13 protein-coding genes and 4 pseudogenes are annotated in these 18,275 nt (G+C 59.3%); 8 read left to right on the top strand and 9 right to left on the bottom strand.

Annotated features, from left to right (window positions below; all coding sequences use genetic code 11):
• Positions 1–156: pseudogene (locus I6F09_RS35660) on the top strand (IS701 family transposase); the annotation flags it as partial.
• Between the two features lie 55 nt (positions 157–211).
• Here I6F09_RS35660 and I6F09_RS35655 read toward each other — a convergent pair.
• Positions 212–415 (bottom strand): annotated as a pseudogene (locus tag I6F09_RS35655) (transposase); the annotation flags it as partial.
• Between the two features lie 240 nt (positions 416–655).
• On the opposite strand from I6F09_RS35655, the gene I6F09_RS35650 reads away from it, so the two are divergent.
• Positions 656–820 (top strand): hypothetical protein, encoded by a 165-nt coding sequence (locus tag I6F09_RS35650; protein WP_225143604.1) that lies wholly within the window; start codon positions 656–658, stop codon positions 818–820.
• Here the strand turns inward: I6F09_RS35650 and I6F09_RS35645 are convergent.
• Entirely contained in the window at positions 812–1,099 is a 288-nt protein-coding gene (locus I6F09_RS35645; protein ID WP_225143583.1) for a hypothetical protein, read from the bottom strand. The genes I6F09_RS35650 and I6F09_RS35645 overlap by 9 nt on opposite strands.
• Here I6F09_RS35645 and I6F09_RS35640 point away from each other — a divergent pair.
• The 3 genes and pseudogenes from I6F09_RS35640 to I6F09_RS35630 all read left to right on the top strand — a co-directional run.
• Positions 1,099–1,275 (top strand): annotated as a pseudogene (locus tag I6F09_RS35640) (dihydrodipicolinate synthase family protein); the annotation flags it as partial. The gene I6F09_RS35645 and the pseudogene I6F09_RS35640 sit on opposite strands and share 1 nt — an antisense overlap.
• Before the next feature lie 45 nt (positions 1,276–1,320).
• Positions 1,321–2,564, top strand: a pseudogene (locus I6F09_RS35635) (FAD-dependent oxidoreductase).
• Positions 2,565–2,566: 2 nt separating this feature from the next.
• Positions 2,567–3,571 (top strand): 4-hydroxyproline epimerase, encoded by a 1,005-nt coding sequence (locus I6F09_RS35630; RefSeq protein ID WP_225143581.1) that lies wholly within the window; start codon positions 2,567–2,569, stop codon positions 3,569–3,571.
• A gap of 205 nt (positions 3,572–3,776) precedes the next feature.
• On the opposite strand, the gene I6F09_RS35625 is transcribed toward I6F09_RS35630, so the two are convergent.
• Complete coding sequence (locus tag I6F09_RS35625) at positions 3,777–3,950, bottom strand: hypothetical protein (RefSeq protein WP_225190107.1); 174 nt, start codon at positions 3,948–3,950, stop codon at positions 3,777–3,779.
• Between the two features lie 29 nt (positions 3,951–3,979).
• On the opposite strand from I6F09_RS35625, the gene I6F09_RS35620 reads away from it, so the two are divergent.
• Positions 3,980–4,705: a haloacid dehalogenase type II gene (locus I6F09_RS35620; RefSeq protein ID WP_225143577.1), complete on the top strand. Its 726-nt coding sequence runs from the start codon at positions 3,980–3,982 to the stop codon at positions 4,703–4,705.
• Positions 4,706–5,095: 390 nt separating this feature from the next.
• On the opposite strand, the gene I6F09_RS35615 is transcribed toward I6F09_RS35620, so the two are convergent.
• The 6 genes from I6F09_RS35615 to I6F09_RS35590 all read right to left on the bottom strand — a co-directional run bounded on the left by I6F09_RS35615 (position 5,096) and on the right by I6F09_RS35590 (position 15,513).
• Positions 5,096–5,308 carry an MbtH family NRPS accessory protein gene (locus I6F09_RS35615; protein WP_225143574.1) on the bottom strand — a complete coding sequence of 71 codons (213 nt, stop codon included), beginning with the start codon at positions 5,306–5,308 and terminating at the stop codon, positions 5,096–5,098.
• Between the two features lie 89 nt (positions 5,309–5,397).
• Positions 5,398–11,850: a non-ribosomal peptide synthetase gene (locus I6F09_RS35610; protein WP_225173169.1), complete on the bottom strand. Its 6,453-nt coding sequence runs from the start codon at positions 11,848–11,850 to the stop codon at positions 5,398–5,400.
• A 106-nt stretch (positions 11,851–11,956) separates the two neighbouring features.
• Positions 11,957–13,723: an alpha/beta hydrolase gene (locus I6F09_RS35605; protein WP_225143560.1), complete on the bottom strand. Its 1,767-nt coding sequence runs from the start codon at positions 13,721–13,723 to the stop codon at positions 11,957–11,959.
• Positions 13,724–13,944: 221 nt separating this feature from the next.
• Complete coding sequence (locus I6F09_RS35600; RefSeq protein WP_225143558.1) at positions 13,945–14,418, bottom strand: hypothetical protein; 474 nt, start codon at positions 14,416–14,418, stop codon at positions 13,945–13,947.
• A 34-nt stretch (positions 14,419–14,452) separates the two neighbouring features.
• Positions 14,453–14,878 carry a hypothetical protein gene (locus I6F09_RS35595; protein WP_225143556.1) on the bottom strand — a complete coding sequence of 142 codons (426 nt, stop codon included), beginning with the start codon at positions 14,876–14,878 and terminating at the stop codon, positions 14,453–14,455.
• 404 nt (positions 14,879–15,282) lie between these two features.
• A complete protein-coding gene (locus I6F09_RS35590) occupies positions 15,283–15,513 on the bottom strand; it encodes an MbtH family NRPS accessory protein (protein ID WP_225143554.1) in 231 nt (76 codons plus the stop codon).
• 389 nt (positions 15,514–15,902) lie between these two features.
• Between I6F09_RS35590 and I6F09_RS35585 the strand changes: the two genes are divergently transcribed.
• Together I6F09_RS35585 and I6F09_RS35580 are read left to right on the top strand one after the other, a co-directional pair.
• Positions 15,903–17,204, top strand: coding sequence for a SidA/IucD/PvdA family monooxygenase (locus tag I6F09_RS35585; protein WP_225190106.1), 1,302 nt, complete (start codon positions 15,903–15,905; stop codon positions 17,202–17,204).
• 10 nt (positions 17,205–17,214) lie between these two features.
• The gene (locus I6F09_RS35580) at positions 17,215–18,252 is read left to right on the top strand and encodes an FAD-dependent oxidoreductase (protein ID WP_225143542.1); all 1,038 of its coding nucleotides are present in this window, start codon (positions 17,215–17,217) and stop codon (positions 18,250–18,252) included.
• Positions 18,253–18,275 lie beyond the last annotated feature (23 nt).

Genomic DNA, 18,275 nt, shown 5'->3' with positions numbered 1-18,275 from the left:
TTGCAGCACCGTCGCCTCGCACATGCGGGACGGAAAAAAAAGAATCAATGGGCCTCCGCCTCAACCAACCATGCCCGCCGTACGCCACGCCATCGTCGATCTCATTCTTCGGCCGCCATCGCAGCGAGGCCCGCACTGCAGAAGACGAATCCGTGAAAAACCACAGCACAAACCAAATCTGCCAAAGTAGTGCTAGAGTTTTTCGCCGTGATCACGTTGGCGGGCTGGATGCGCCGACGTGGTTTTGCAGTAAAATCGGCGGTCGATTGCCGATCGCGCCATGGGGCCGTTCTTCATTGTAGTATCTGCGCCAAGTCTCCACTTTTTGCTGGGCGTCCGCAAGAGACAGGAACCAGTGGACGTTGAGGCATTCGGCCCGGAAGCGGCCGTTGAAGGCCTCGATGAACGCGTTGTCCGGCATGATGTAGCCGGTGTCCCGTGTTTCCAGACTCGATCTAGCCCATTAGCGTAGACCGATCCGGGCCTCGGGGCACCGGGAGCACGCAAGTGCGGGCAGGCCGTCGCACTGACATGAACTGCGAGTTCGAGGTCGTTATCTGGCCGCCCCTGCGACTAGCCCGGATGCGCTGCGAGCGCGGATCCGTAATTGTCGTGTTGCCCGCAGCTCCCTTTCGCACTGACCATGGAGGGAGAGATGCGCATCATTGGCATGGACATCCATCGCGTGGCGGCCGAGGCCGTGGCGCTGCTCGAGGGACATCTAGCGAAGCTCGGCCGCATTCCCATGACTCGTGACAGCTTGGAGGCTTTCGCCTGGCCGACAACCGCTCAATGCCATAACTGTTTGAATTCAGGGTAATTCTTGGCGTTGGTTGCTGCCGATGCCAACAGAAATACCAACAAGCCAGGCGAGGTCTTCGCTGGCAAGAATAATTCCATTGCTTCTCCATTGTAGCCGGCCGTTCGAAGCAACAGCAAATCGGTGAACGGCGCGACCATGGTTGTTACTGCGCGGTTCCGCGATGTTACTCCTCGTCACCGCGTAAACCGTGGCTTCGGAGCGTGGGGTCCGAGGACAGAGTTCGATGAAGAGCATGGCGCGCAAGCTCAGCCGCATCCCAATGACGAACGCTTCCATACTTCAACCATCTGATGGTGCTGAAGGGTAGTCCCGGATACAAGCTTCACTTCAACGAGGCCGATGCGCTGACCGACAGCCAGCGCGGCTATGTCGAGGCTCAGCTGAAACTGTTCGATACCTGGTATGCTCAGTGGTCGAAAGAGCTCGGCGCCTCGCAAAAGCAAGCGGCCTGACGACAAATACGAAAAGCCGTTCAGCGGGAGCTGAGTGAGCAGACGATGTCCAGCACGGCAGTTCGCGACACGATCGTGATCGGCGCAGGCGCCGTCGGCCTGTCTGCTGCGCTGGCTCTACAGGCCGAGGGGCGCCGGGTCGTCGTGCTGGACCGGGAAGGTCCGGCTGTGGGGGCATCCGCCGGCAACGCGGACGACTTTGCCTTTACGGACATCTTGCCGCTCGCCTCGCCCGGCATTCTGCGCAAGGCGCCAAAATGGCTGCTCAACCCCCTTGGGCCGCTGTCGGTCCCGCCAGCCTATGCGCTGCGGATCGTGCCATGGATGCTCCGCTTCTGGCGCGCTTGCGCGCCGGATCGTGTGGCGCAATCGACGGCGGCGCAGAGATCGCTGATGGACTTGTCAAAAGCCGAACTCGAGCCCTTTCTGCAGCGGACCGGCACGTTCGCCATGCTGCGCAAGGAAGGCAATTTGCAGGTCTATGAGAGCGAGTCCGAGTTCCGCGCATCGCTGCCCGGGTGGCAGGCGCGCGCCGATCACGGAATTGCATTCCAGCACATGACGGCAGCGGAGATGGCGGACATCCAGCCCGGCATTGCCCCGCGCTTTACCCGCGGCACGTTCACTTCGGGCTGGTACTCGATCTCCGATCCGAAGCTTTACACGTTAGCTCTTGCCGAGCGCTTCACTGCCGATGGCGGCATCATTGAACGCGCCGAGGTGTCTGCTCTGCACCCGCTCGATAACGGTGTCGAGGTGTTAGCCGGCGTCGCGCGCCGCGCCGATCACGTGATCGTGGCGGCAGGGGCCTTCTCGCATAAGATCGCCCACACCATGAGCGAACGCTCCCGCTTGAGACCGAGCGAGGATATAACACGACACTTCCGATCGATGCTTTCGACCTGCGCAGGCAGATTACATTCGGCGGGCACGGCTTCGTCGTCACGCGCCTCTCCACCGGCATCCGCGTTGGTGGCGCAGTCGAGCTTGGTGGCCTTTCGCTGCCACCGAACTTCGCGCGCTCCCGCGCCATGCTCACCAAGGCCAGCGCCTTCCTTCCGGGTTTGAAGACCGGCGGCGGCGTCGAATGGATGGGATTTCGTCCGTCCATGCCCGACAGCCTCCCGGTGATCGGTCGCTCTCGAGCGACACCGCGCATCATCTACGCTTTCGGTCCCGGCCATCTCGGCCTGACGCAGTCGGCCGGGCACCGCTCGGCTGTCGCCGACCTGGTCGCGGGGCGAATGCCCGCCATCGACCTTTCTCCTTTCTCGCTTCGGAGATTCTGACCATGGCCACCCATACCTTCTCCTGCATCGACGGGCATACCTGCGGCAACCCGGTTCGTCTGGTCTCCGGTGGGGGGCCGCGTCTGGACGGCGCGAGCATGCTTGAAAAGCGCGCCCACTTTCTGCGCGTCTATGACTGGATCCGCACCGGCCTGATGTTCGAACCGCGTGGTCACGACATGATGTCTGGCTCGATCCTCTATCCGCCGACGCGCCCCGATTGTGATCTTGCGGTGCTGTTCATCGAGACATCCGGCTGTCTGCCGATGTGCGGTGACGGCACTATCGGAACTGTCACGATGGGCATCGAGAATGGCCTCATCACACCGCGCGAACCCGGAAAGCTCTCGATCGACGCGCCGGCCGGCAAGGTCGATATCACCTACCGCCAGGAAGGCCGCTTTGTCGAGGAGGTGCGCCTCACCAACGTTCCGGGCTTTCTCTACGCTGAGGGATTGACGGCTGAGGTCGATGGTCTCGGCGAAGTCGTCGTCGACGTCGCCTATGGCGGCAATTTCTATGCCATCGTCGAGCCGCAAAGAAACTTCCGCGACATGGCCGATCATACGGCGGGGGAACTGGTGGGCTGGTCGCCGCGCCTACGCGCAGCGCTCAACCGGAAGTACGACTTCTTCGTCCACCCCGAGCATCCGGAGATCAAGGGCCTCAGCCATATTCAGTGGACGGGCAAGCCGACGAAGCCGGAGGCGCATGGGCGTAACGCCGTCTTCTACGGCGAAAAGGCCATCGACCGGTCGCCATGCGGTACCGGCAGCTCGGCGCGGATGGCGCAGCTCGCTGCCAAAGGCAAGCTGAAGGTCGGCGACGAGTTCGTGCATGAATCGATCATCGGCTCGCTATTCAAGGGACGAGTCGAGGCCGCCGTCAAGGTCGCCAACCGGGATTCGATCGTCCCCTCGATTGCCGGCTGGGCCCGCATGACCGGCATCAACACGATCTTCATCGACGATCGCGATCCCTATGCTCACGGCTTCGTCGTGAAGTGAAAGTGAAAGTTCGAGGCCACGATAGCCGCGCGTGGTTATTGTCATCCAGCGGGATCACGAGACGGCCAGGGAGCCGCTTGCTCGTTCCCTGATATGCGGGCGTGGCTTGCTCGTGAAGTTGGTCATCGGCGGAGGCCACACCTGAAACCTGATTGGTCAAGAGCGTAGACTCGGGCTTCAGTCTAGCCGCCCAGCACCCACGCAGCTACTCGATGCAGGCGCGCTCGATCGGCTTTTTGGAGATCGTCTTCGGGATTTCGTCGAGGATGTGGATGATGTCGGGGATAGCGGCAGATGGTGCCGTCCCGAAGCCGAAATCCGATCGGTTCTGCGGACCCGACCGCGTCGACGCGGCGACCCTGCCATCCGTGCCACCCATACTGGTACAAGCAAAGAGGAGACATCGACATGTTGCTCACCGATTTCGACGCGCTGACCTTCGACTGCTACGGCACCTTGATCGATTGGGAGAGCGGGATGGTCGAGGCTCTGAAGAGCCTTACGGATAGGGTGAAGCGTCCGCTCACACGCGACCAGATTCTGGAAGCGCATGCGCGCCATGAATCAAGCCAGCAGAAGTACACCCCGGCGAAGCGATATCGGGATCTGCTGCCGATCGTCTACAAGCGCCTCGCCGAGGAATGGGGCGTGCACGCGACACACGAAGATTGCGTCGAGTATGGCCAGTCCGTCGGAAATTGGCCGGCGTTCGAGGACTCCCCGGGCGCGCTCCAGTATCTGAAGAAGTATTTCAAGCTCGTCATCCTTTCCAATGTGGACAACGTGACGTTCCAGGCGAGCAACCGCAGGCTCCAGGCGGAGTTCGATGCGATCTACACCGCCGAGGACATCGGATCCTACAAGCCATCGCCCCGAAACTTCGACTACATGATCGAAAAGCTGGGCGAGATCGGCGTTAGGAAGGAGAAGATCCTGCACACGGCCGAGAGCATGTTCCACGACCATAAGCCGGCAAACGAGCACGGCTTGAAGTCGTGCTGGATCTATCGTCGTCACGCCCAGCAGGGCTTCGGGGCCACCATGAATCCTGACCAGATGCCGCACGTCGACTTCCGGTTCAACAGCATGCACGACCTGGCGAAGGCGCATCAGGAGCAATTGCGGGTAAAGTGATGGCCGAGCGAACGGGGATCACCAAGCCTCCTTTCGCGTTTCGAAGGGCATTGTGCTGCTAGACCCAGAGTCCGGCGGAAGATTGCGCGGCGGCATGCGAGGATGCCCATTTTTGGCCGGTTAAGCCCTGGGTTCCGACCGGTAACGAGGGCGCGGTTTCCCCGAACAGCTCGCGGGATGAGCCCGGTTGAGGCACCCACAAACTGCCTCGGGCGAAGTAGGTTTGGTTCGTGTGGAGAAAGGCGGTAGCGGTCTCCCGCGACCAGAAAATCAAGCGAATTTTCGCGTGCGTTCCTATCCGAACCGTAGGCAATTCCAGTGGAATTAGCTGGCAACGACGTTGATGGCTTGCGTGGGCGACCGACGGACGGCGACCAGGGCTCGCAGAAATCATCGCTCTGGCGAGCGTTCGCCGCGGAGGCTTGCGGGCCGCATATCGCCCCAAACTTGCTCAACGTAGGTCAGACATTCCTCCTTGCTGCCCGTTTTCGGGGCGAGCTGCCAGCCGGACGGCACTTCGCGCCCGAGCGGCCAGATTGAATACTGTTCCTCGCCGTTGACGACGACCTGGAATTGGCCGTCCTGGTTCTCTTGCCTGTTCACCGGATTCTCCTCGTTCAATTGCCTGGTTTGGATACAGGAGTGTTAGAAGCAAATCTTGCAGGCGGGCCCGGTTCGCGGGACGGCGATCTTCAAGTGAGGCTGTGGGCGGCCTCCTCTGGCATTTGCTCAAGCTCCGCGAGCAGGCGATCGATTTGATCGTCCCCCCGTTTCTCCAGCATGGATTCGACGGTCGCCAGTGCCAGCGCTTGGACCGTGGGATTATCGAACATAAGGCGGACGGGCAGTTCGGCCCCAAACTCATCCCTGATCCGAGAAATGACGCGAGTGGCCAACAATGAATGCCCCCCGAGCTCAAAGAAATTATCTTTAATGCCAACGCTCGGCACCTGAAGGATCTCACTCCACATGCGCGCCAGCGCAATTTCCACGGGCGTCCTCGGGACTGCGCCGGTGACGGAATGGGACGCTTCCCCTTGCGGGTCGGGCAGGTTGCTTCGGCTAAGCTTGCCACTCGGCGTAAGCGGCAGTGATCCCACAACGACATAGGTCGCCGGAATCATTTGTTCGGGCAATATGGCTCGAAGATGCGCCCGGAGGTCCTCGGTTGACGCGGGCGATTCCGGATCGGCCTGAATGTAGCCGAACAGACGAAGCTCCCCGCGACTTTCGCGCGCAACCACAACGGCTTCGCGGACCGACGGGTGCGTCCGTAGAGCAACTTCAATCTCGCCGAGTTCAACGCGAAAACCACGAATCTTGACCTGTTGGTCCGCCCGTCCGAGGTACTCAAGCTCTCCGTTCGACAAAAATCGCGCGCGGTCGCCTGTCCGATACAATCGTCCCCCTCTCGTGCTTTGCCCATCCGGGACGAAGCGCTCGGCCGTCAGGGCGCGCCGTTCCAGATAGCCGTGCGCCAGTGCAGAACCGCCAATGCAAAGCTCGCCCGGAATACCGATCGGGCAAAGCTGTCCATGCGAGTCAAGGATCTGGATCACCACATTGGGGATCACCCGGCCAATCGACGGGCGCGCCGGCCAGTCGCTTGCCGCCCCGGCCAGCCTGAGTTCGGTAACGACATGAGACTCGGTAGGTCCGTACTGATTATACAGATCCGCGCCGAGCCGAGTCATCATTGCAGCTATCTGCGGTGTGATCTGCAGTTGTTCGCCGGCCGTTATAATCTCTGTCAACGAATGCGGAAGATCGGCGGCATGTCGAGCGTGCTCTGCCAGTTGCTGGAGCGCGACGTAAGGAAGGAAGAGCCGACGCACATTTTCCTGATACAGCAATTTCCATAGAGCGGGCGGGTCCCTGCGCTGCTCCTCTGTTATGAGTACGAGCGTTCCGCCGGCGTCCAACGTCGAGAATATTTCCTGAAACGAGACGTCGAAACTCAAGGAGGCGAATTGTAAGGTTGGCGCTGCCGTCGGCAGCGCGGATCGGGCGATTTGCCAGCGGATCAGCGATGCGAGTGGACCATGCGGCATTGCTACGCCTTTCGGCTTGCCCGTCGACCCGGATGTATAGATGACATAAGCGAGACTGCCGGCAGAAACGGGCACGGCTGGATTGTCGTGAGGGAACATAGCGGGTTCAGGGTCATCGATGGCTAGGAGCGCGCCAGTCGCTCCCGACAATTCACTGCGTCGCGCACTCTGCGTCAGCACCAGTGCGACGCGCGCGTCTGCCGCCATAAAGGCGATGCGCTCTTTCGGATAGGAAGGGTCGATCGGAACGTAAGCCGCCCCAGCCTTTAGCGTTGCGATAAGGGCGACGATCATATCCACACCACGATCGACGCAAATAGCGACGCGAGAGCCCGGTCCGACGCCAAGCCCAATCAGGCGGTGCGCCAGAGCATTGGCGCGACAGTTGAGTTCCTTGTAGGTGGTTTTTTCCTTCCCTGCGACAAGCGCAACTGTATCCGGCAAGAGCTCAGCCTGCCTCTCGAACAGCACATGGCACATTTCCGGTTGAATCGGGTCCTCGGTGTCGTTCCAGTCCGCCAGAGCTGTTGTCTCGGTCGGCAGAAGCATTGGCAGCGACCATATCGGACGGTCCGGCTCGTCCATCGCCGCGGCGAGCAAGGCACCATAATGTCCCGCAATGCGCACAACCGACGACAGGTCGAATAGATCGGAATTGTATTCGATTCCGGCACAAAGGTCGCTCGCCGTTTCCGACAGGAACATGGTCAGGTCGAATTTGGCCACACCGGCGCTCAGTGTCGACGTATCCTCATCGAGCACGCCGCCGGTTTCCATGGGGCGGCCGGTGTTCTGCAAGGCAATCATGACCTGGAAGAGCGGATTGTAAGAGAGGTTTCTCTCCGGTTGGATCTCCTCGACCAGCTTCTCGAAAGGAATACCCTGGTGCGCGAAGGCTTCCATCGTCACATCGCGCACCTCGGAAACGAGCGCGCGGAAAGTGGAATTTGCCGAAAATTGGGTGCGGAGCACGAGTGTATTGGCCATAAAACCAATCAACCCTTCGAGTTCGGGGCGTACCCGGTTGGCAATCGGAGACCCCACCACCAAGTCTTCGCGGCCAGTATAGCGATAGAGAAGAACATAAAACGCTGACAGCAATGTCGAAAAAAGGGTTACTTGCTCCTGCTCGGAGAAGTTCTTGACGCTCTTCAGGAGCGATGGGGGTATGGTGAACGGGTACAAGCCTCCGGTGAAGGTTTGCATCGCCGGCCGTGGTCTGTCCGCCGGCAAGTCGAGCAGCGGAGGTACACCTTCGAGTTTGTTTTTCCAGTAGTTGACATCGCGCTGCAGCACCGGGCCGGACAAGTATCGACGCTGCCAGCAGGCGAAGTCCGCATACTGGATCGGAAGGTCGGGCAACGATGGAGACCTCCGGCTAAGCCGGGCTTCGTAAAATGCGACAAGCTCTCGGGATATGATGTCCATCGACCAACCATCCGCGGCTATGTGGTGGATGGTTAGAAGGAATCGATTGTCATTATTGTGCAGACGTATGAGTTCAGCCCGCAAGACCGGTCCGTGCTTGAGGTCGAACGGCATCCGCATCTGCTGCGTAGTCAGACGTTGTGACTCGAGTTTTCTGGTCTCCTCGGGCATGTTGCGAAGATCATGAACGGGCATCTTGATTTTGAGAGACGGAGCGATCACTTGCACTGGCTCGTCCGCGACCGTGTCAAAAGTTGTGCGCAGCGTTTCGTGGCGCACAATGAGGTCATTGAGGGCGCCTTCGAGCACTGCCACGTCGACCGCTGCGAAGCGCACCGGCATCGCGATGTTGTAAACGGCGCTCCCCGGATCGAACTGATCCAAGAACCATAGGCGCTGCTGCGCAAATGATAGCGGGATCGGCCGATCCCTAGGAACTCGAGCGATCGTGGAGACTTGGGGCCGAGGATCTGAGCCAACGAGCGGCTTGATAATTGCCGCCAGTTGCTCGATCGTCGGCGCTTCGAATAAGCGCTGGAGTGGTACTTCGATCTGCAAAGTATCGCTAATCCGCGCGATGATCTGTGTGGCGATCAAAGAATGGCCGCCAAGCCGAAAGAAATTGTCGCGGATTCCGACCACGTCCGTGTGGAGGACGCCCATCCAGATCTGCGTCAGGTGAATTTCCAAATTGTCGCGCGGCGCGAGATATTCTTCGACGCCGGATATTGGGGCGTCGAGGCGCGCGACGATTTCTGCCAACGCACGCCGGTCGATGCCGCCTTTGCCGTTATAGGGAATCTTTCGCTTAAGTTCGAACGTCGAGGGTATCAGCCGCGCCGGTATCCGCGCAGCCAAGAAGCTCTGTAGCTCCGATACGGGAACATCCCGAGACAGCTTTAGAAATGCGACCAACCCCCGGTCATGCAACCCCTGGCGGGTTCTTGCCGCAACGGCCGCTGCCTCCACTGCCGGATGGTCGCAAAGAGCAGCCTCGATCTCGACAAAGCTGATCTTCGAATTTCCCGTTAGCAGAGCATCGTCCATATGCCCATGCAGGACAAACTGCCCGTCCTCGAGCCGAGCGAAGTCACTCGTCCGATAGCCTGGCTCGGGGTGGGGCAAATCGGGATTTTGTACATAGATGTCTCCAGGCACTCGCCCCGGCACGGGCTCGAGGTCGCGTCCTAGAAGGTCGATTCGGACGCCGGCAGCTGGAATTCCAAGTGGAATGACCGCGGCATCCGGCTTGAGCAGCGCCAGTGGTTGTATCAAATAAAAGCCACCCGCGGCCGGATCGCCCGACACCATATGAATCCGTCCGATTAGCTCAGGCGTGAGCGCTTCCTGAAGTTGGCCCCAATCCAACCCGCGCTCGGCAGAAAGCACCAGCCGAACGCTCCGCAAGGACCGCGGAAATTCCCGGGCTAACCGCTCCAAATCCGCCAGAGCGAGAGACATGACGGTAACGGAGGCCTCATGCAGCAGTGTTGCAAAGCGCCGCGAGCGAAACGACAATTCGGGCGGCACAAATACGATTGCCGCCCCGGCGGCCAGCGCACCGAAGATTTCGTACCGCGCGCAGTCGGAGCCGATATTGGAAAGATGCGCAACGCGATCCTCCGGCGAAAGGCAAAGGAAACGGTCACATCCGGCGCGGCTAAGCATCCGATGGCTGAGGCGCACAGTGGTCATTTTGGCTGTGCCGTCAACCTGGACAAGCATCACGGCGGGCGAGTCGGGCGTTACGCAGGTTGTGAGTTCATCGTCCGGTTGGGTCGCCGAATCTGCCCAAACTTCGTCAAGCCGGACCGTCTCTACTCCGAATTGTCGGAAGCACGGCTCGGTAGCTTCGTCTACGACCACCAATGCCGGCCGAAGCGCCGTCAGGATGCGCTCTGCCCGATTGGAGTTCAGCGGGATTCCGCCTGATGCCAAGATGTCGGCAGGATCGATCGGAGCCCAGACCAGACCCGCCTTCAAGATCCCCAAGATGACCGCGAGCCCTCCCGATCCGGGCCTAGAAGCGATCGCGACGGTGCTGCCGGCGCTCAGTTTCCGGAGGAAAGATGTACGCGCGATCCGGTTCGCCCGTTGGTTCAGCTCGAAATAGGTGCACGTACCACTGGGATCGATGGTGGCAAGGGCTGTCGGTGAGCGTGCCGCATGGGCGGCGATGCGCGCTCCCAGGACTTCCGTCGGCACCGCCGCTGTTTCCGGGGCGTTGGCCGAATCCGCGGTCTTGATGACCTCGTCGGGCATCCATACGGAGAGGCGCGACAGCGTTTCGTGAGGATTCTCCACAATTCTGTGCAGCAACGCTATATAGCGCCCGATCATGATCTCGGCGGTCGATTCGTCGAAAAGGTCGGTGTTAAATTCAAGAGCTCCTCGTGCACCGGCTCCGGTATCAAGCACCGACATCGTCAAATCGAACTTGGCAGTACCGTTGCCGACCGAGCCAGCCTGAATCTGGGATCCCAACGGCTGGATAGGAGCCGCGCTGCGGTCTAGCGTTCCGATGTTTTGGACCCCGAACAGAATCTGGAAAAATGGATTGCGGCTCAAGTCTCGGTCGAGCTGAAGTTCGTCTACCAACTTCTCGAACGGCATGTCCTGATTGCCATAGGCTTCCAGCGCCACGTCACGCTCGCGCACAAGCAACTCGACAAAGGTTGGATCGCCCGAGAGATCGGTCCGCAACACCAACGTGTTGACAAAGAAGCCGATCAATCCTTCAAGCTCCGAACGGGTCCGGTTGGCGATAGGCGATCCGACGGCGATGTCGGTTTCACCACTCAAACGGTGGAGCAACACCTTGAGCGCGGCGAGCAGAGTCATGAACAGCGAGGCGCGGCTGGCGTTGCCGAGCGTCTTGAGTGCTTCGCACAGTTTCTGGTCCAGCGTGAAGACGCGGACCGACCCGTTACTGGTCTGCACGGGCGGTCTGCGACGATCGGTGGGAAGATTGAGCACAGGCCGCAGGCCGCTGAGCTGCTTGCGCCAGTAACCGAGCTGCTTTTGCAGAAGCTCGCCGCGGAACCACTCTGCCTGCCATACCGCGAAGTCCGGGTATTGAACCGTTAGTTCCGGCAATGGAGAGGGGCTCCTGCGCAAAAATGCCATATATATCGTCGTCAATTCCCGATTGAGCACCGACATCGACCAACCATCGGAGACGATGTGATGCATCACCAGCATCAGAAAGCTCTGGTTGGAATTAAGGTGCACCAGCGAAGCATATAGCAATGGGCCTGTTCTAAGATCGAACGGCCGTCGGCTTTCCGCATAGACGAAGCGGCTCACATCCTCCTCCCGGGCCACCCCGGAACGCGAACGCAGATCCACGATGGCGAGCTTGAGCTTCAAGGAAGCCTTGACGACCTGTGCGGGTTGTCCGTCGACCACCTCGAATGTCGTCCTCAAGGCTTCGTGCCGTCGCACGATTTCATTTATGGTTCGTTCGAGAACCGTTACGTCAACCCGACCATACAGCGGGACCGACGTCGCAATGTTGTACGCGGGATTGCCCGGTTGCAATCGGTCGAGAATCCACAACCGGGATTGCGCAAAGGACAAAGGACGAGCACGCCGCTCGCCATCCTTGACGAACTGGGACGCGGAGCCGTGCGATTGATCTGGTGCCTGAGAGATCGTGGACAACATTGCACCTCCACTTTTGCGGGAAATCCCGACGTCTGAACCTAGCCCGTGCCGCTGTCATTTGGGGACATCGCCGCCCGGCGAGGCACCCGATCTTTGTCTTCCCGGCTCACTCACCGGCCCGGAGCAACCCGGCCGTGTCAGCTGAGTTGCTCACATATGTCGGATCGAGCGAAAGCATCTGTCCATCGCTACGTTCGGGCACTCCATCACCGGAGGCAAACCATTCAATCATGCGTGCCACGACGTCAGCTCGATCATAGAGAAAGTAATGCGTCGCTCCCGGAGCCTGCAGCAGACGAGCCCGGGGAAATAACCCGCGCGCCCATTCCGAAGCTTTGGGCGCTGCGATACGGTCGTACTCCGACGCGAAAAGCAAGATCGGAACGTCGATTTGGCCCGCGACCTGGCTAACATCGTAGTGCCAAAAGTCGATCATCTGATGCGCAAATCTGATCGTTGTGTTCGCGTCGCGAAACGGCCGTAGAACCGGCATTCTCAGGTCACGGTTCATGGCGCGGAGAACGGCCTCCGACTCCTCGGTTTCTGTCTCTATCATCAGGTCTGGGCCGGCCTCACTCGCACGTGACGTGAGAGAAGCCGCTATCGACGAGGCCGTCGACGGACTTTGCTCAAGCTCGTTGAAAAGGGCCTGAAAATCAGTTTCATACGGCGTATCAAAATCGAGCGAGCTCTCGAGACACTTCACCTGCATATTCAGGAAAGTCATGGAGAGCAACCGATCAGGGTGACGTAGAGCGAATTCTGCCGCGATTTTAGGGCCAGTGCACCATCCGACCAAATGGACGCGAGTCACCGACTCCCGCTCGATGATCGACGCTAGATCGGCAACATGATCGAGAAGCGAGAGCTGAGATTCTGACTCATCGAGCCCGCGCGGATCCCAACTCAGTACCCGAAACCGCGGGCGCAGATGAGCTATCAGCCGAGACCATGGCTTCGGTCCCTGGCCCAGGGCATTGAGCAGCACAACCGCCTCGCCATCGCTGCTGGTAGAACTATAAGAAAGCTTTCGGCCGCCACGATGCGTCGTTCGGATGTCCGGCAGCTTCGATGCGTGAGAAACGAATGCGCTATGTTCGGACAACTGCGCCTGATGCGCCAATTCCACTAAATCATCGAACTCGGCCGGATCCAGGCCAGGTTGAACAGACCTCATACCTGCGGCGTTGTAGGCATGTTCGATCACTTCGCAGTCTGGCTGACCCAGGTGTTCGGCGAAATTCATCAACCGTCGATCGAACAGCGCGTCGATGGCAGTTAGCCGCTGAGAGAACAGTGCCTTGCCGTCCAATGGCAGTAGGCTTACGCCGTAAATGTTACCTACCCGCTCGAGAAAATCCTCCGCCGACAGGCTCTCCGCCCCCGCGACGACGTAGTTACCGCCCTCGGTCCGATCAACAATCGCCATTATGATTGCTGCTGCTTGCTCAGTTCTCAGTACATTGACCCGGGCCGTCGGCGCGATCAGGCACCGGAGCCCTCGGTATTCGAATAGATCATCAGCCCGTTCATCGACTTCCGTCTTGAGGTCGAATAGGGTGGACAGGAAATGAAGGATCCCTTCTTGTGCGATGTCGTCGGGAGGGGCGATATCAAGCGTGAGCGTCGTTCGGAACGTCCTCGTCACGGGGAAATCGAACGTCGCCGGATTGCTATAGACGACCGACCCGCCTCGCGGCAGAATCCAGCGCCAACGCTGGCCACCGCAATAAGGTGTCATAACCACATTCAGCGCACCGATGGGGGCAAGCTGAAAGGTTTCGCGCAATGATCCGGAAACGGATTCACCACTCGACGCGAAGTGCCATACTTCCGCGCCGGCAGCGTTTTCCAATGAGGCGAGGTGCTCCATCTGTCCCACCTCAGCCCTTGGGTCTCGGCGGAGCGAAATTTGCCGCACCAAGGACTCGAAGCGCGCGTACGCCCCCGATGGTGCGATGACGCCTAGTCGCTGGGAACGCGACAACCGCTCGGCGGCGATGAAGGCCGCCAAGAGGCCAAGCGTCCCAGTGAAAACAGCACTCTCTTGCGACATGCCGAGGTACCCACAACGTCATCCGCCCTGGCGGTGCATCAAGCGGCTGCTCTAGGTGCCCCGCCCGGGGGTGTGAAGGGATCGCTGGCAGCAGGCGCACTAGAAGAAGTCGGCCCCACCAAGCTCATCGCCGTCGCTGAAACGGAAAGCAGGCTTTGGCCCAGATTTCTCACATCCGTAAAACCCAGGTCGTTGATGTCGCTCTCGGCGATCAGTTGTTTCAATGCGGCCTTGTACCTGTCATACGCCTCGGCGTATTGCTGCGGCAGGGTCGGATTGCTGTAAAGCGATTGTACCTTCTGTTGATATTCCTCTTGCGCGGCGCGGAACTGCTCTGGCTGTTGGCTCTGATAGGCCTTTTCGACCCCGCGTTCGAATTCGGTCTGGATGCTGCGACACCGGCTTTGTGAGTCCGCCCAGGCATCAGCCACATCCCGGAAATATCTTTCGTGGATCAACTGCAGCTGCCTGTACAGTGGCTCGTTTGATTGGTCTTGGTTTGTCTGCGTCATAGAAGCCTCCCTACGTTCGGTTGGATTGGGTCAATTACGGTAGCGCCACGCGCTGTCTCCTAGTTGTGCCTAAAACACCGGTGGACCCATGTCGGTCCTTAGCGTCGATCCAAAAAAGGATCTCGAGTCCTTGGAATCGTTTGCTATCTTTTGGCTTTCCGATGCACGCCATGATCCGTTCCACCGATAAGATCGCGATGGTGGCGTGCTGGTGGTGGCAAGCTTGTTCGGAATGTTCTGTTCTTGCCGACGCTCTCTGCTGAAAGCGGATATCAACTGTCGGCAGGTCGATGTCGAGATCGTCGAAATCCTCAAAGGGCGTGGCGCTAGCAAATCCGTCATCCCGCCCGAGCACCAAATCGCCGGACGGATGATATCGGTTGGCTCGGCCGCTGCCGAAGCCTCGCCAAGGATGGGCGATGATCGAACCAAAGCGCGCTTGCCTTTCTGCTCTGAGCATCGACCCGGCCAGAACACTAAAAACAATATGCTCCCGGAGAGGCTCTCTCCTTGATCTCCCGCGCACTTCGGGTTGTTACCAGCGTGTCAAAGATGCGCGGTCTTCCGGGTGTTCAGCGATCTCCGAGCGAGTCCAAACATTGTTCCTCGCCGGGATAACAATCTCGCCGTTCACCCAGAGATTGTATTACCACATTCTACGCGCTACCGTGAATGAAATTTGCGCATCCCATTCGAAAGGTCGGAAGCCAGGCGTCGTCTTGGTTTCGCCTTCGCCCATGAGACCGCGCGCGATCCCCGCTTTCTTGCGGCGATGATTGCTTCAAAACTACAAAAATAAGGACCCGATCAATCGGTTATTGATTGGTCACAGACTACGCCATAAGGCCTGCACGAAGATTTCTCTCAGTGCTTCTTATCAGCCGAAGCTTCCTGATCCGTCAGCTGCGCCATGTGCTGCCTGAGGCTCAGCGGGCGCATGTCAGTCCAGACTTGCTCGACATAGGCAAGGCACTCCTCCTTCGAGCCAACCTTACCCGCATCCCGCCAGCCAAGCGGATTGTCCCGGTCAACCGGCCAAATCGAATACTGCTCTCCATGATTGATTACGACTTTCATTTGCCTGTCATCAAACATGTCAGCTCTCCCGTAAAACGTTCAGCGCCAAATTACGATTCCGATCATCGGATACTTTCATAACAACTGAAAGTAGGATATTGTTAGACGAAGAAACTAAGAGTAGTATCAAGTTCGTGGAAATCTTAGACGCCGATTTTTGAATTTGTGCGGTGTTGCGGGCACGTCGGTAGATTGCCCCGTTGAGGCTTGCGTACCTAGCGAAATACATCGAGGGAGGAAGACATTGGAATTTCCCATTGATATTGCGAGGGCGTCGACAGCCATTGATATCGACGGCAACCACGAAGTGTTCGGATCACCGGCCGCGGTTGCATCCGACCGGTGCGCGCTATTCGTCAAACCACAAGTTCATAACGGGATTTGGCTCTTATCATCGAGAGAGTGCCATGATCTATCAGTGTGTCGGGATCGGCGTCGGACCGTCGAACTTAAGTCTTGCCTCGCTTCTCTATCCGTATAAGGGCGTGCTCAGCGCCTTCTTCGATCGAAAGCCGGAATTCGCGTGGCATGACGGGATGTATTTCCCTGGTGCGACGCTGCAAGTCTCGCTGTTCAAGGATTTGGTAACGCTCTCAGACCCGACAAATCCTTTCTCGTTTATTTCTTACCTGCATGCTGAGGGTAAGATTCATCACTTTCTCAACGCTCGATTCGAATCGGTGCCGCGGCGTGAGTTCCGGAACTATCTGAAATGGGCGAGCGATTCGAACGAGAACGTCCATTTCGGTGAAGAGGTCACGCAGATCCGATTCGACGGGCACTTTGTCGTAGAAACGGAGAGGCGCTGTATCCGAGCCGAGAACATTGCCGTCGGCGTCGGCACAGAGGCCCATATTCCCAGCTTCGCCCGGTGCCATATCGGCCCAACGCAATTCCATGTCAGCGAATATGGCGCCAAGGCTAAGTCGCTCAAGGCTAAGCGCGTCGCTATCGTCGGAGGTGGTCAGTCCGGCGCCGAAGCGTTTCTCGACGTCATCACCAGCGAGCGCGACCTGCTGCCGAAGCAGGTAATCTGGATATCGCGCCGCGAGAATTTCCTGCCATTGGACGATTCTCCTTTCGTCAACGACTATTTCATGCCGAGCTTTTCCGAGTACTTTTTCGGTCAGGATGCCGATTTCAAGAGAGCGTTCCTCGAACGGAATGTTCTGGCGAGCGATGGCATCTCGGAAAAGACACTCCGGGAAATCTATCAGCGGCTTTACGTGCTCCGCTTTATCGAGGATTGCGACAATGTGTCCGTGCTGATGCCGGGCCGAACGGTCGAGCAGGTATGGCACGACGGGCGGCAATGGGGGCTGGCCGTGACCCACGATGCGACCAAATCGGAAGAGGAGCCTGTCTACGCCGACACCGTCATATGGGCGACCGGCTTCCGCGGCGCCCGCATGCCATTTCTCGATCCGCTCGTGTCGCGCCTTGAATACGAAGACGTTGAGGTTCGCATCGACGCCAATTTTGCGGCGGTCTGGGACGGTCCGACCAATCGACGCATCTTCATGCTGAACGCCGCGCGGCGGCAACGCGGGTTGGCTGAGCCCAATCTCAGCCTGATCGCTTGGCGCAGCCAATGCGTGATTGAGGCGGTGCTGAGCGGGGCAGGCTGCACGCGCGCAGCCCAGAAGCGGTCCTTTATGACCTGGCAGCCGATCAATGCTTGGTCCGAGCGCCAGCACCGTGCGGTGTGAGGGGGCGGCCATGCGCGAACGGGTCGTCGTTGCGGGCGCGGGGATTATCGGTTCCGTCATCGTTCGACAGATCTTGGCCGAGCGACCTGGCGCGGAGATCATCGCGATCGACCGGGACTTGGTCGGCTCAGGCGCATCACGGCGTTCTGCTGGGCTGCATTTTCCGGTTGGCCGGACGGAGCGCGTACGCGCCATGACCGAAATGAGCGAGCGCTACTATCAAGCGCTCGCAGCCCGCGATCCCAGCCTGCCGATCTATCCAGTAGCAATGCATGCGGTTGCCTTCGGCACAGCTGCGGAGGCGGCATGGCGCAATTTCATCAAGGCGGGGCCGATCGAAACATCGCCAGCCTGTCGACGGGCGGCGATGGGCCAACCGGTCGGCGCTTCTGTCTGGTCGGTCCCAGGTTGCCACTACACCGATGTCGCGACCCTGGCAGGTCGCCTTGTCCGTGATTTCCGGTCCATGATCTCGCTGCTTGAGGGCGTCGCCGTCGCAAGTATCCAGGAGGAGACAGGCGCCGCCGTACTGGTGCTCTCGACCGGCGAGACGTTGAGGGCGGACCGATTGATCCTGGCGCCGGGCCCGTGGGTGAATGCACCGGCATGGCGTGCGCTGGTCGCGCCGCTCGGCATCCGGATCAAGAAAATCATCGCCCTCCATCTGGATGCTCCGGCGGACAAGGCAGACGCTGCAGTCGTGTTCCCGGAGGAGGATGCTTTCCTGCTGCCGCTGCAGTATCGTGGCCATTGGCTTTTTAGTTATACGTGCCTCGATTGGGATGTCGATCCGGACGCGCCGCAGCCTGGTGTGAATCGACAGAATCTCGATGAGGCGCAGAAGGTGCTTCGACGTTACGCACCGGAGCTGGTCGAGAAATTGCGGTCCGGCCGTGTGTTCTGCGACGCGTATAGCCCGAGTCGGGAACCAATTGTCGCCACGGTCGGCGCAAGCGGCCGGATCATTTTCGCCGGCGCTGCAAACGGATCCGGCTACCGTCTCGCACCGGCCATCGCTGCCGAGACGTTGCGGCTGCTCGACAACTGATCACTTGGCCCAAGGAACGCACG

The organism is Bradyrhizobium sp. IC3195 (genome assembly GCF_020193585.1).
In the GTDB taxonomy this organism is placed as follows: Bacteria; Pseudomonadota; Alphaproteobacteria; order Rhizobiales; family Xanthobacteraceae; genus Bradyrhizobium; species Bradyrhizobium yuanmingense.
Note: the sequence above shows the minus strand (reverse complement) of the source record. Positions and strands in the feature narration are given on the sequence as shown.